Source organism: Tahibacter sp. (genome assembly GCF_035481375.1).
In the GTDB taxonomy this organism is placed as follows: Bacteria; Pseudomonadota; Gammaproteobacteria; order Xanthomonadales; family Rhodanobacteraceae; genus Tahibacter.
The window spans coordinates 1-13,513 of the sequence record NZ_DATIGT010000102.1 but is presented as its reverse complement, the minus strand read 5'-3'; the positions used below and the strand labels follow the sequence as shown (position 1 = coordinate 13,513).

Below are 13,513 nucleotides of genomic sequence, written 5' to 3'. Positions count from 1 at the left end.
GCCGTGACCGGCGTCGCAGAAACCGCGGGCGCAGCCGCGGCAGGCGTAGCCGGTGGTTGCGGCGGCGGCGCGGATGGTCGCGCCGATGCCGGATCCGCCGCTCGCGCCGCTGCTACAGGCTTCGCCGCGCGCGGCGCGCGTGCGCGCGGTGCCGTTGCGGCCTCGGTGTCGTCCGTCGCGACCGCTTTCGTCGCGCGCGGCGCGCGCGCTCGCGGCTTCGGTGCGGCGTCGTCACCGTCGCCGCTCGCCGCGCCCGCTTCCGCCGCGGCCGGCTTGCGCGGCGCACGCGGTTTCGACGGCGGTTTCGGCGCGGCCGCGTCGTCGGTGCTGCTGCGGCGGCTGCGCGGCTTCGTGGCGGGCGTCGTTGCGGCGTCGTCCGTATCGGGCGCGTCGGTCTTCTTGCTCATTGCGCGAGTGTAGCCCGCATGGCCGGCGATGCAGCGTGCATGGGGCGCATTGCCGCGCGCCGCTACCGCGCACGCGGCACCGGTGTTTCAGCGCTCAGGGCGAAAAACTATACGTTGCGGTCCCGTCGCCGTTGTCCTTGAGCTCGCGGACGCCGTTCAGTCCGTTCGCCTTGGCCACGTCGGCTTGGCCCGCGCGCGTGCGGAACGTCGCCGGCGCCTTGAGCTTCAGCGGCGCGAAACGGATCGGGCTCGGCTCAATCGCGCTGCGCGCGACCTTCGGATGCGCCTTCAGCCATTCGATGATGACGTCGCGGTTCGTCGTTTCCGACGACATCACGATGTTCTTGCCGTCGAGCCCCGGAATGTTGCCGCTGCCGCTCGCGCGGTAGTTGTTCGTCGAGACGATGAACGGCTGGTCGGGCTTGACCGGCTTGCCGGCGTGTTCGAGCTTGACGATCCGTTCGCCCGGCGCGCGGCTGAGATCGATCGTGTAGGCGAGCCGCCCCTGGATCACGTCGAAGTTGTAGGTCGGCACGCGCGTGTTGATGAGCGGCTGCGCCTCGGTCGAGGCCGGGTCGAGGCGGTTGAAGCGCTCGGCCGCTTTTTCAAGCCAGCCCTTGAGGATCGCGCCGTCGATCTTCACGGCGGCGATGGTGTTCGGATACAGATACAGGTCGGCTGCGCTCTTGATCGTGACCTTGCCGGGCTTCACGTCGCTGTAGTCCTCGGGACCGGCGAAGCCGGCCTTGAACGCGGCGGCGGCCGACAGTACCGGAATGCCGGCGAGGTCGGGACGCTCGGCCTTGATCCACTGCTCGGTGTACTCGCGCTGCGCCGCGTTGACGACGCCGAGCGCGCTGACGTCGCCCTGGTCGGCGAAGTAGGTGCTCATGCGGAACTCGGTCTGGCCGATCGCCGTGTCGACCCAGGCGATCGTCGCGCGATGCTCGGCGTCGACGATCTTCGCGATCTCCGCGTCGGGGGCGACGCACTCGCCGTCCTTCGGGCAGATCGGACGCACTTCGCTGTAGCTCTTGTCCTTGACGACCTGCCAGCGGTTGCCGCGGCGTTCGAGCGCGAGCTTGATCACGCCGAGCCCCTTGCCCCAGAAGCTGCCCATGACCGCCGGCACGCCGCGAACGAAGCCGCGCTCGTTGTCGACCTCGGCCATGTTGTTGAAGCGCGACTTCGGGTTGCTCGCGTTCGGGAACGTGTCGTGCGAATGACCGAGCAGCATCGCGTCGATGCCCTCGACGCCGGCGAGATGCCAGTTCGCGTTTTCCATGTCGCTGGTATACGCCGAAGGATTCAGTCCGCCATGCGACACCGCGACGACGAGATCGACCTTCTGCGCGCGCAGCTCCGGCAGATACTTCTGCGCGGCTTCGACGACGCCGAGCACGGTGACCTTGCCTTCGAGATTGCGCTTGTCCCATTTGAGGATCGGCGGCGGCGCGAAGCCGAGCACGCCGACGCGCAGCGGCACGCTGAGCGCGCTGCCGTCCGGCGTGTAGGCGGTGATGTTCTTCTCGACGACCAGCCAGGGCCGGTACAGCGGCTTGCCGTCGCGCGCGTTGTATACATTGGTGAGAACGAGCGGGAACGTCGGTCCCTGGCACTGTTGTGGATTCACGCCGTCGACGGCCATCGGCGTGCCGGTGACCTGGGCGAGAAAATCCAGGCCGTAGTTGAATTCGTGATTGCCGATCGCGCCGGCGTCGTAGCCCAGCACGTCCATCGCCTTGTAGGTCGCGAGCTTCTGCGAGCAGGGCAGGCGTTCGGCCAGCGCCTGATAGTCCGACAGCGCCGTTCCCTGGATCGTGTCGCCGTCGTCGAACAGGAAATTGTTCGGATACTCGCTGCGCGCGGTGCGGATCAGCGTCGCGACGCGCTCGAAGCCGAGCGTCGGATCGACCACGCCCTTGAAGTAGTCGAAGCTCAGCACGTTCGCGTGCAGGTCGGTCGTTTCGAGCAGCGCGACGTCGGCGCGCGCACCGTCTTCGAGGCGGGGACTCTTGCTGCCGCCGCCGCTGGCGCAGGCAGTCAGGACGAAGGCGAGACTCAGGGCAAGCGGGGCACGGAACATGGCATCGGCACGGGCTGGGTCGGGCGCGAACCTTAGCATCGGCCTGCGTCTGTCGCATGTGTTCGCAACGCCCCGACCCGATGGCCGCGCCGCCGCCGCGCTGTCACACTGCCGACTTATCGTTGCGAATTCGATCCGGAGACCCGCCCGTGAATGCACTGCGCCTGCTGCCCGCCGCTCTCGCCCTGATCCTGACCGCCTGCGCCAGCCAGCCGGGACCTCCGGGCGGCTCGACGGCCTCGCGCGCGATCGTCGTTCCCGAGATCCGGCGCCCGCAGGGCGAGACCGCCGACTGGTGGTTCACGGCCGGCGCGGCGACCGCGCACGCGAACGTCGGCACCACGCCGCCGCGTGCGAAGAACGTCATCGTGTTCCTCGGCGACGGCATGAGCATTCCGACGATCGCCGCCGCACGCATTCTCAAGGGCCAGCGCGAGGGCAAGGACGGCGAAAGCACGCGGCTCGCGTTCGAGACGCTGCCCTACACCGCATTGATCCGCACCTACGAAACCGATGCGCAGACGCCCGATTCCGCCGGCACGATGACGGCGATCATGACCGGCGTGAAGACCAAGGCCGGCTTCATCGGCATCGGCCAGGGCGCCGAACGCGCCGACTGCGCGTCGAGCCGCGGTCACGAACTCGTGACCGGCTTCGAACTCGCCGAACTCGCCGGCATGGCGACCGGCGCGGTGACCACGACCAAGCTCACGCATGCGACGCCGGCGGCGACCTACGGCCATCTGCCCGAACGCAACTGGGAATCCGATGTCGACGTCGGCCAGTCGCCCAAGGGCGGCGACTGTGCCGACTTCGCGCGCCAGCTCGTCGAGCAGCCGTTCGGCGACGGCCTCGAAGTCGCGCTCGGCGGCGGCCGCGAGAATTTCATGGTGCCGACGCAGCGCGATCCGGAAGAGCCGGGCCGTCCCGGCAAGCGCCTGGACCAGCGCGACCTCGTCGCGCAGTGGAGTGCGCGCGCCGGCGCTGCGTACGTGTGGAACAAGGAACAATTCGACAAGATAGACATTGCCTCGACGACGCACCTGCTCGGCCTGTTCGAGCGCTCGCACATGCGCTTCGACCACGACCGCGTGAACCCGCCGCCCGGCGAAACCGGCCGCGTCGCCGCCGACGAGCCCAGCCTCGCCGAGATGACGCGCACCGCGCTGAAGCTCCTGAAGAAGAACCCGAAGGGCTATTTCCTGATGGTCGAGGGCGGCCGCATCGACCACGCCCATCATGGCGGCAACGCGTTCCGCGCGCTGACCGACACGATCGCGTTTTCCGACGCGGTGCAGGTCGCGCTCGACGACACCGATGCGGCCGACACGCTGATCGTCGTCACGTCCGACCACTCGCATACGATGACCTTCGCCGGCTACCCGCAGCGCGGCAATCCGATCCTCGGCCTCGTGCGCGGCGGTTCCGATTTCGAGGACGCCGGCTCGTCGCTCGCGCTCGACCAGCACAAGCTGCCGTACACGACGCTGGGCTATGCCAACGGCCCAGGCTATGTCGGCGCGACCGACCAGCAGCCCGAGGGGGTCAAGACCTTCCCGCACAACTACCGCAGCATCGGCAAGCCGGCGAGCGGCCGTCCGGATCTGCGCAAGGTCGACACGACCGCGCCGAACTACATGCAGGAAGCGACCATGCCGTTCATGAGCGAAAGCCACGGCGGCGAGGACGTCGCGATCTTCGCGCGCGGCCCGGGCGCGCAGGCGTTCCACGGCCAGCTCGAACAGAATGTGATCTTCCACGTCATCGCCCAGAGCGCCCCGCTGCTGCGCGGCGCCCTCTGCGCGGCCGGCAGCTGCAACGCCGACAAGGTGCCGGTGACGCGTCCGGACCGCGCGAAACTGCTGGCCAAGTGACGCGGAGCGCGAATTCGCGGGCGCATTGCTATGCTCCGCGTCCCGCGAACCAGGAGAACCGCATGTCCCGACGAGTCGTCGCCACCGCCGCCCTGCTGCTGGCTGCCGCCACAGCGCACGCCGAGCTGCCGGTCGAGGTGCAGCGCGATCTCTGGAAGGACTACGGTTCGCCCCGGGTCGCGACGCGCTACCGCGAGGCCCGCGTCGATCTCGACGGCAACGGCCGCGAGGACATCGTCATCCTTCTGAACGGCAAGCGCGCCTGCAGCCGCGCCGGCTGCCCGACGCTGGTCTACGCGCCCGAGGGCAAGGACGGCTGGCGCCGCGTCGCGACGATCGCCGCGACGCAGGCGCCGATCGGCGTGGCCGCCGCGCGCAACGCGGGCTGGCGCGATCTCGTCGTCCACGTGCGCGGCAGCCGCACGGCATCGCCGATCGTCGAGCTGTCCTTCGACGGCGGCACGTACCCTGCGAACGCCGCGGCGAAGAATCCGTTCGTCAAGCCGACCGAACAGGTCGGCGACGTGCTCATCGGCGCAACCGATGCAGCGAACGCCGGCGAAATGCTGACCCTGCCGCCCGAGACCGGCATCGCCGATACCGTCGATGCGGAATCGGTCAAGGCCACGCGCAAGATCAGCGCGCGCCACGGCAAGGCTGCCGCGAAAGGCCCCGACGCGCCGTCGTTCAACTGCGGACTGGCGATGGCCAATTCCGAAAAACTGATCTGCGACACGCCGGAACTCGCTGCGCTCGATCGCGAAGTGGCCGCCGAACTCGCGAAGATGCTCAAGGGCCAGCCCGAAGACCGCGAGACGGAACTCAACAGCGAGCAGCACATCTGGACGACGACGCGCAACGCGTGCGCCACGTCCGCCGATGCCGTCGGCTGCGTCCGCACCGCGTATCGCCAGCGCCTGGTCGCGCTGAAGATCCAGCAGGGCCTCGCAACCGTCTCGTCGACGCGCACGTACGACTGCAAGAATCAGCGCACGCCGCTGGTGGCGGCGTTCTACGCGGAAACCGATCCGAAGGCCGTCGCGCTGACCTGGGGCAAGAGCAAGGCCGTGCTCTATGCCGACGGCGCGCGCTATGCCGACGGCCTGTTCGAGTTCCGCGAGGACAACGGCAAGGTCGTCTCCAAGTGGCACCGCCTCACGCTGAACTGCACGCTGCGGCCATAGTCAGCTCTCGTCGGCTGGTTGAGCCGCCGTCTTCGCAGGCCGGGTTGAGCCGTAGGCGAAGCCCGGCATCGAGGCGTTTCCGGCGCATCGAACGCACAGCGACGAATACGCCGCACGAAACTCGATGCTCCTCGAAAATTCAACAAGGCGGCACTAATCCGGCTGGTACCGGTAGTGCCCCGTGACGACATAGTCGAACAGCACGTCCTCGACCTGCGTCCCCGCGCCGATGTTGTGCACGATCAGCGGGCGGCCGTCGCTGCGCCGGTTCGTCACGAGGCCGATGTGCGGCACGCCGCTCGCCAGGCGCCAGGTCACGATGTCGCCCGGCGCGTAGATCGACGCGTCGTCCTGGCTCACGTGCAGCGCGCGGCCGTGGCGCGTGAAAAACGTCGCGAGATTCGGCACGCGCCGGTGATCGATGTTGCGATCCGGCGCACGCAGGCCCCAGAGCTTCGGATAGACGTTCCAGTTCGCGCGCAGGTCGTCGTGGACGCGCTGCTGCAGATCGACGCCGAGCGCGCGGTACGCACGGATCACCACGTCCGTGCAGACGCCGCGGTCGATCGGCACGTCGCCGCCCGGATACGCGATGCGCGCATAGGCCGGGTCGTAGGACACGGTCACGCCGACCTGTGCGGTCGCCGCGGCGAGCAGGTTGGCCGGGAACGCCGACGGGTCGGCGAACGCCGCACTGCTCGCGGCCAGCGCGAGAACGAACAGCAGGCCGCGTTTCATGGCGACGCCGCCGTCAGCACGCGCTGCGCGCGCAGGAAATCGCCGACGAGCCGCGCGAGATCGCGATCGAAATACGCGCAGTCGTTGTGGCCGCAGGCCTCGCGGTGCAACTGCGTGCGCGGCGAGGCCGCGGCGAGCTTGCGCGCGTGCGCCGGCGGAATCAGCGTGTCGTGGTCTCCGTGCATCAACAGAACGCCCTGCGGAAATGCCGCGATGCGTGCGGCGGAGTCGAACGGGTCGCGCACGAGCCAGGACGGCAGGTAGTGATCGTTCGCGAGGTCGGCCGTGGACGCGAACGTCGACAGCAGCACGAGCGCGGCCAGCGGCCGGTGTCGTGACAGTTCGGCCGCCGGCGCGCCGCCGATCGACCGGCCGAGCGCGACGATGCGCGCGCGATCGACGAGCGGTTGCTGCGCGAGCCAGTCGTACGCGGCCGTCGACACTTCGACGAGGCTCTGGAAACCCGGCTGGCCGTCGGCGCCGGCATAGCCCGGCAGCTCCACGAGCAGCACGTGCAATCCGAGCGCACGCAGCGCGTCGAACGACTGCAGATGCTCATCGACGGTCTCGCCGTTGCCGTGAAAGAACAGCAAGGCCGGCGCCGGCGCCGCCGGCCCCGGCAGGAACACGCCGCGCGCGCGGCCGAACGACACGGCGGGCTCGACGAGCCGGGCCGGCGCGCGCAGCTCCGCGCGAAACGGGTGACGCACGCCGTCGGCGAGCGGGAACAACAGCTGCCGCTGCACGGTATAGAAGAACGCGCAGTAACCCGCGTAGGCGAGCGCCGCGAGCAGCAGTACGCGACCTGCCCGCGCGGACCAGCGTCGTTTCACAGTTTCCGGAGTGCCGTGCATGACCCTGTCCGTTCGGTTTCGCGTCGTACTCGCCGTGCTGGTCGCAGCGATCGCCGCGTCCGCCTGCGCCGCCGCCGAGGTGCCGTTGCGCGACGGCGACATCATCTTCCACACCTCGCGCTCGGCGCAAAGCGTTGCGATCCAGCGCGCGACGCGATCGCGCTACAGCCACATGGGCCTGATCCTGCATCGCGACGGCCGCCCGTTCGTGTTCGAGGCCGTGTCGACCGTGAAGTTCACGCCGCTCGCCGAGTGGATCGCACGCGGCGAAGGCGGCCGCTACGTCGTCAAGCGCTGGCGCGACGCCGCAGCGCGGCTCGATGCGGCCGGCGGCGAAAAACTCCGCGCGCAGGCCGCTGCCCTCGCCGGCAGGCGCTACGACCTCACGTTCGAATGGGACGACGACCGCATCTACTGCTCGGAACTCGTCTGGAAGGCGTACGAGCGCGCGTTCGGCGTGCACATCGGCGAAACCCAGCGGCTGCGCGACTTCGACCTGACCGATCCGGCCGTGAAGACCAAACTGCGCGAACGCTACGGCGCCGATGTGCCGCTCGAAGAACCGGTGATTTCGCCGCAGGCGATGTTCGATAGTGCGTTGTTGGTGACGGTGGCAGGGCACTAGCCGGCGCCCGAGAAACGCCCTCCCCTCGAAGGGGAGGGCTTTACCTCACTCCACCACCGCAATCTGCGGCTTGCTTTCACCGCCCTTCAGCCGGCGCGCCGCGTCGACGAGCTGCACGAATTCCGCGCGATGGCCTTCGCCGTCGTTGCCGCGGGCATTGCGTGCCAGGGCGGCGATGCGGTCGAGATCGAACGCGCCCAGATGCGTGCCGCCGCGCAGGCTGTCGGCGAATGCGGCGACGGCGGATGCAAAGCGCAGGCGCTCGCTCGCGTTCGGCTGCAGCTCGCTCTTGCGCAGCGGACGCTCGATCAGGCGGCTCGTATCCTCGTTCGGCTGCTTGTAGCGCAGTTTCACGAACGCGATCTCCTCGGCACCCACGCTGTTCGCCGGCTTGTTGCCGCCGCCGTAGCGCAGCGGGTCGACCTGCGCGCCGCCGTCGCCGACCAGCGTGAGTTCGTACAGCGCCGTGACATCGTGGCCCGCGCCGATCTCGCCGGCGTCCACTTTGTCATTGTTGAAATCCTCGCGGCGCAGCTGGCGGTTTTCGTAGCCGATCAGCCGGTATTCGGCGACCGCGGCCGGATTGAACTCGACCTGGATCTTCACGTCCTTCGCGATCGTGAACAGCGTGCCGCCGGCTTCGGCGACCAGCACCTTGCGCGCTTCGGCCAGCGTGTCGATGTAGGCGTGATTGCCGTTGCCGATGTCGGCGAGCTGTTCGGCGAGCTGCTCGTTGTAGTTGCCGGCGCCGAAGCCCAGCGTCGTCAGCGCGACGCCGTGTTCGCGTTCGCGCGCGACCAGCGTCTTCAGTGCTTCGTCGTCGGTCGTGCCGACGTTGAAATCGCCGTCGGTCGCGAGCACGACGCGATTGACGCCGCCCTTCATGAAATTCTGCTTCGCCGTCGCGTAGGCCAGCGCGATGCCGGCGCCGCCGTTCGTCGAACCGCCGGCGGACAGGCTGTCGAGCGAATCGATGATGCGCCGGTGCTGATCGCCCGGCGTCGGCGCGAGGACGAGGCCGGCGCTGCCGGCATAGACGACGATCGACACGCGATCCTGCGCGCGCAGCTGCGGCACCATCTGCTTGAACGCGTCGACGAGCAGCGGCAGCTTGTCCGGCGAATTCATCGAGCCCGACGTGTCGATCAGGAACACGAGGTTCGACGGCGGCAGGTCGCTGGCCGGCAGCTCATAGCCCTTGATGCCGACGAGCAGCAGCTTGCGCTGCGCATTCCACGGCGCCGCGGCGAACTCGGTCGTCACGCTGAACGGCGTGTCGCGCGTCGTCGGCGGCGCGTAGCCGTAGTCGAAATAGTTGAGAAATTCCTCGGCACGGACGGCGTCGGCCGGCGGCAGCTGGTTCGCCGTCAGCATGCGGCGCACGTTCGTGTAGCTGCCGGTGTCGACGTCGATCGAAAATGTGGAAACCGGGTTGTCCGCGGTGATCTGCAGCGGATTGTCGGCATGGTCCTGATAGCGCTCGGTGTTCGCGGGCTGCGAATAGGCCGGCGAGGACGGCGCGGCACCGGCGGCGGTCCGGCTCGATCGATGGCGAAACAAGCCCGAATATTGCGGCTGCACGACTTTTGCGGCCGGTACCGGCTTCGACAGCGCCGGTGCCGGGGGCGGCGTCGATGCGGCCGGTGCGGCGACGCTCATCGGTTCGGCGGTCTCGACGACGACGCCGGCGTCCTTCTCGTGGTCGGCGCGGCCGTCGGCGAGCTGGCGACGGGCTTCCTCGGCGCGCGGCGCCTCGGCCTTCTTGTCGGCACCGGCGACGCCCGGTTCGGCCGGCGCCTCGACCGGGCGGACCGCGACGACATCGCGCTTGCCCGCCTCACCGGTCGATGTCGTGGTCTTCTGCGTGCACGCCGTAAGGCCGAGGGTCAGGGCGAAGCTGATGGCGATGGTCAGGCGGGAACTGCGCATGGTCGTGCTCCGTCGTCGGGTAGGTGGCGCATACAACGGCGGCTTTCCGGTGGCGGGGTTAGCGCGTGTCGATGGCTCCTGCACGCGCGCGGCGTTAGCATCGCCGGGCCCTGTCCAAGGGCCAATGGGAGGCACACATGAACCGATTCACGGCAGTCGTAATGGGTGCGTTGACGCTGCTCGCGGCGGGGGCCGCGTCGGCCGAGGACAAGCCGGCCGCTGCGCCGGCAATGAGCGCCGAGCAGCAGGCGCAGATGGCGGCGTTCGCGAACGCGAGCACGCCGCGCGCCGAGCACAAGCAGCTCGAGTATTTCGCCGGCACGTGGACGGCGAAGACGCAGTTCTGGATGGATCCGGCCGCGCCGCCGCAGGAAACCGCGGGAACGTCAAAAAATGAAATGATATACGGCGGCCGCTACGCGTCGTTCGGCTATTCCGGCACGTTCTGGGGACAGCCGTTCACGGGGCAGGGACTGATGGGGTTCGACAACCTGCGCGGCAAGTTCTTCAACACCTGGATCGACTCGATGTCGACGAGCTTCTGGGTCGCCTGGGGTGACTACGACAAGGCGAGCAACAGCTGGACCTTTCGCGGCGACATGCCCGACATGATGAAGCCGACGACGATCGTGAAGGTGCGCCAGGTGTTTCGCATCCACGACCCGAAACGCTATACGTTCGAGTGGTACGAGATGCGCGACGGGAAGGAACTGAAGACCATGCTCATCGACTACCAGCGTCAATAGCGCGGTACCGGCAGCTGGCGGGAAACATGCCGCTGCCGCGGCGCAGGAATGCGATCGCGGCAGCGGCTGCAGGCTGGCTTACTGGCCGAAGCGGTAGGCGAGATTCATCGATACGAAGTCGATGTGATCGAAACGGCCGTTGCCGTCGTTGGTCAGGTCGAAGCGGCGGCCGACGTTGGTGTAGCGGTCCCAGTCCAGGCGCACGTCCCAGTTCGGCGTCACGCGCACGTTGAGGCCGAGGCCATAGGTCAGCTTGGTGTGGTCGGCGCTGTTGCTGAAGCGGTGGTCCAGTCCGTCGGCACCCGTGCCGGTCTCGTCGTAGTCGAGCTGAGCGTTGTACAGGCCGACGCGCAGCAGGCCCGACGTGCGATCGTTGAAGTCGAGTTCGCCGAACACGGTCGCGCTCGGACCGGCGATGTTGTAGAGGCCGTCGATGACGGCGTCGGCGTTCGTCGCCGGCACCTGCGAATGCAGCACGTAGTTGCTGCCGACCTCGCCGAGGTCGACCCAGCCGAACTCGACGCCGAGCCACGGCAGGAAGCGGTAGCCGCCGAACAGCTTCCAGGCCTGGTCGGTGTCGTCGGTCATGCGGCCGGAAACGAAGGCATAGCCGGGATCGCCGGCATAAGCGGTGCGGATCTGGTCGGTCAGGTTGTCGTCGTAGCGTGCCTGGCCGATGCCGCCGCCGACGAAGAAGCCGGTATCACCGGCATGAGCTGCGCCGGCGCCGGCACAGATCAGGGTCGCACAGAGTAGTTTTTTAAACATGTCGTAATCTCCAAAAAGGTGAAGCCTGGCGTGCACGCCGGCGCCCCTGGTCGCCCGCCGACACCTGCAGGCCGCGACCGCCTCCCTGATGCGGTCGGCCGGACGCTAGCACAGGGCGGCGCGCGAACGCATGGTCCGCAGGTCGGACTGCGTTTCGATGCGGCCCTGCTGTCCGCGGCACCAAAGTTGACGAGCGGACCCTGCGATTCGCGGCATTCCGCAGCGCAGAATCCCCGGCGATGCAGGCGGCAGTCGCGCGGCGTCCGCTCACGGGAACACCGACGACTGTCGTCTGCATCGCTGTGCGTCCTGCACGGGGAGACGTCCACACACGCCGTTGTCGACGGATAGGACGCGGCGCACATGCTTTTCCCCCAACGCGACCAAGGTCTCGGCGCGGTGCGCCTTGAGCGGACGAATCGCGGCCTCATCTGCAGCATTCCGACGCCGTGCGCCGTACCTGCAGGAAAGTCATGTCTGCTCCGACCCGCCAGCCCGTGCTGTTCATCGGCCACGGCTCGCCGATGAATGCGATCGAGCAGAACCGCTGGAGCGATGCCTTGCGCGCGCTCGGCACGCGCCTTTCGCGTCCGGCCGCGGTGCTCGTCGTGTCGGCGCACTGGCTCGTGCCGGGCAGCTGGGTCACGGCGCAGGCGGCGCCGGGGACGATTCACGATTTCGGCGGCTTTCCGCCCGAACTCTTCGCCGTGCGCTATCCGGCGCCGGGCGCTCCGGCATTGGCCGAATCGATCGCGCAGGCCAGCGCAGGCCGCATCCGCACGACGACGGAGTGGGGCCTCGACCATGGCTGCTGGAGCGTGCTGCGCCATCTGTTCCCGCAGGCCGACGTGCCGGTGCTGCAGCTCAGCCTCGACGAGCGCGCGACGCTCGCGCAGCACGCGGAACTCGGCGCATCGCTCGCCGCGCTGCGCGACCAGGGCGTACTGATCCTCGGCAGCGGCAACATCGTCCACAACCTCGGCCATGCATTCCGCGCGTGGCGCGCCGGCGATACCGCGACGCCCGACTGGGCCGGGCGGTTCGATCGCGCCGTCGCGACGGCGCTGCAGTCCGCCGATCGCGTCGCGGCAACCATCGCCGCGGCGCAGCAGCCCGATGCGGCCCAGTCGCATCCGACGCCCGAGCATTTCCTGCCGCTGCTCTATGCGGTCGGCGCGAGCGATGCGCGCGACCGCGTCGAATTTCCGATCGAGGGTTTCGACATGGGTTCGCTGTCGATGCGCAGCGTGTGCTTCCGCTCCGGCGCGGACTAGTGGCCTGCAACGGAGAAGCCGGAAGCGGCGGACCCGATCTGTATTCCGCTTTCTCCGTTCCAGGCCAGTAGACTCGCTACGACCGGAGGGGAGCGGCACCAAGGCACGACCTCAAGGCAGCGCTGGAACGGCACGAAAAGCGCGCGACGCCGGGCGGTCTCGACTGCGCGCTGGCCGCTCGCGTCGACTTCCTCAATCCCGAGCATTGGGACGCGCTGACGCGCGACGCGTCGTTCTTTCTGTCGCGCGACTATCGCCGCCTGCTCGAACGCCATGCGCCCGTGGGCATGCAACTGCGCTGTGCGCTGGTCTATCGCGAAGGCCGCCCGATCGTCGCGCTCGCCGCGCAGGTGCTCGAAGTCGGCGGCGACCAGCTCGCGAACCTGCCGGATTCGCGCATGCGCAAGAAGGCGCTCGAGTAGCTGCGCGTGCGCCTGCTGGTCTGCGGCAGCCTCGTCTCCAGCGGCCTTCACGGCCTCGCCTTCGCGCCCGGCGAAGACCCGGCCCTGCTCTGGCACGGCGTGGCCGAAGCGCTCTACCGCATCCGCCGCGCCGACCGCCTGCACGGCAGATCGACTACGTGATGCTATGGGACATTCACGCCCGACAGGATCAACGCGTTATGCGCAGTGTGCCAAGGAAATGCTTGACGATGGGACATTCACGCCCGACAGGATCAACGCGTTATGCGCAGTGTGCCAAGGAAATGTGACGCGGTGACCCCTCCCCAGCCCTTCAAGATCGAAGGGGGCCAGCGGGGACTCGGCCCGAATACTCCAATTGAAAGGGTTGCCGAATTTTTGCAACGAAATTCATCAGGACGTCGACAGTGCCAACCTGGATGGTGCCAAAAAGAAGGGGGCAAAAGCCCCCTTCTTTGCAATACTCTCCGCGCAGTTCAGCGAGGAATGAAACACGTCGTCGTGTTGTTGCTCGGCGTCCAGACACAGTTGACTTGGCCTTCGCCTTGACCGCTGCCACTGGTGATGGTTATCCCGAGCGACCGCATGTACTCGATGAACTCGGCC

General features: G+C 68.3%; 12 protein-coding genes and 1 pseudogene. 8 read left to right on the top strand and 5 right to left on the bottom strand.

Annotated features, from left to right (window positions below):
• Positions 1-420 (top strand): annotated as a pseudogene (locus VLF18_RS06350) (hypothetical protein); the annotation flags it as partial.
• A gap of 81 nt (positions 421-501) precedes the next feature.
• Here the strand turns inward: VLF18_RS06350 and VLF18_RS06345 are convergent.
• The gene (locus VLF18_RS06345; protein ID WP_325278776.1) at positions 502-2,493 is read right to left on the bottom strand and encodes a bifunctional 2',3'-cyclic-nucleotide 2'-phosphodiesterase/3'-nucleotidase; all 1,992 of its coding nucleotides are present in this window, start codon (positions 2,491-2,493) and stop codon (positions 502-504) included.
• Between the two features lie 149 nt (positions 2,494-2,642).
• Here VLF18_RS06345 and VLF18_RS06340 point away from each other — a divergent pair, with 149 nt between their 5' ends.
• Both VLF18_RS06340 and VLF18_RS06335 read left to right on the top strand, forming a co-directional pair.
• A complete protein-coding gene (locus VLF18_RS06340) occupies positions 2,643-4,367 on the top strand; it encodes an alkaline phosphatase (RefSeq protein ID WP_325278775.1) in 1,725 nt (574 codons plus the stop codon).
• 62 nt (positions 4,368-4,429) lie between these two features.
• Complete coding sequence (locus VLF18_RS06335) at positions 4,430-5,551, top strand: hypothetical protein (RefSeq protein WP_325278774.1); 1,122 nt, start codon at positions 4,430-4,432, stop codon at positions 5,549-5,551.
• A 153-nt stretch (positions 5,552-5,704) separates the two neighbouring features.
• On the opposite strand, the gene VLF18_RS06330 is transcribed toward VLF18_RS06335, so the two are convergent.
• Positions 5,705-6,289, bottom strand: coding sequence for a DUF1287 domain-containing protein (locus VLF18_RS06330; RefSeq protein ID WP_325278773.1), 585 nt, complete (start codon positions 6,287-6,289; stop codon positions 5,705-5,707).
• Positions 6,286-7,122 carry an alpha/beta hydrolase gene (locus VLF18_RS06325; protein ID WP_325278772.1) on the bottom strand — a complete coding sequence of 279 codons (837 nt, stop codon included), beginning with the start codon at positions 7,120-7,122 and terminating at the stop codon, positions 6,286-6,288. The genes VLF18_RS06330 and VLF18_RS06325 overlap by 4 nt, the downstream gene beginning before the upstream one ends.
• Before the next feature lie 19 nt (positions 7,123-7,141).
• Here VLF18_RS06325 and VLF18_RS06320 point away from each other — a divergent pair, with 19 nt between their 5' ends.
• Entirely contained in the window at positions 7,142-7,768 is a 627-nt protein-coding gene (locus tag VLF18_RS06320) for a YiiX family permuted papain-like enzyme (protein WP_325278771.1), read from the top strand.
• Positions 7,769-7,813: 45 nt separating this feature from the next.
• Here VLF18_RS06320 and VLF18_RS06315 read toward each other — a convergent pair whose 3' ends face one another.
• On the bottom strand, positions 7,814-9,697 hold the full coding sequence (locus tag VLF18_RS06315) for a VWA domain-containing protein (RefSeq protein ID WP_325278770.1): 1,884 nt from the start codon (positions 9,695-9,697) through the stop codon (positions 7,814-7,816).
• 137 nt (positions 9,698-9,834) lie between these two features.
• Between VLF18_RS06315 and VLF18_RS06310 the strand changes: the two genes are divergently transcribed.
• Positions 9,835-10,443: a DUF1579 domain-containing protein gene (locus tag VLF18_RS06310; protein ID WP_325278769.1), complete on the top strand. Its 609-nt coding sequence runs from the start codon at positions 9,835-9,837 to the stop codon at positions 10,441-10,443.
• Between the two features lie 78 nt (positions 10,444-10,521).
• Here the strand turns inward: VLF18_RS06310 and VLF18_RS06305 are convergent, their stop codons facing one another.
• Complete coding sequence (locus VLF18_RS06305) at positions 10,522-11,211, bottom strand: outer membrane beta-barrel protein (RefSeq protein WP_325278768.1); 690 nt, start codon at positions 11,209-11,211, stop codon at positions 10,522-10,524.
• Positions 11,212-11,684: 473 nt separating this feature from the next.
• Here VLF18_RS06305 and ygiD point away from each other — a divergent pair, with 473 nt between their 5' ends.
• The 3 genes from ygiD to VLF18_RS06290 all read left to right on the top strand — a co-directional run bounded on the left by ygiD (position 11,685) and on the right by VLF18_RS06290 (position 13,069).
• Positions 11,685-12,485 carry a 4,5-DOPA dioxygenase extradiol gene (gene ygiD / locus VLF18_RS06300; protein WP_325278767.1) on the top strand — a complete coding sequence of 267 codons (801 nt, stop codon included), beginning with the start codon at positions 11,685-11,687 and terminating at the stop codon, positions 12,483-12,485.
• A 287-nt stretch (positions 12,486-12,772) separates the two neighbouring features.
• Positions 12,773-12,907 (top strand): hypothetical protein, encoded by a 135-nt coding sequence (locus tag VLF18_RS06295; protein WP_325278766.1) that lies wholly within the window; start codon positions 12,773-12,775, stop codon positions 12,905-12,907.
• A gap of 6 nt (positions 12,908-12,913) precedes the next feature.
• Complete coding sequence (locus VLF18_RS06290) at positions 12,914-13,069, top strand: hypothetical protein (RefSeq protein ID WP_325278765.1); 156 nt, start codon at positions 12,914-12,916, stop codon at positions 13,067-13,069.
• Positions 13,070-13,513 lie beyond the last annotated feature (444 nt).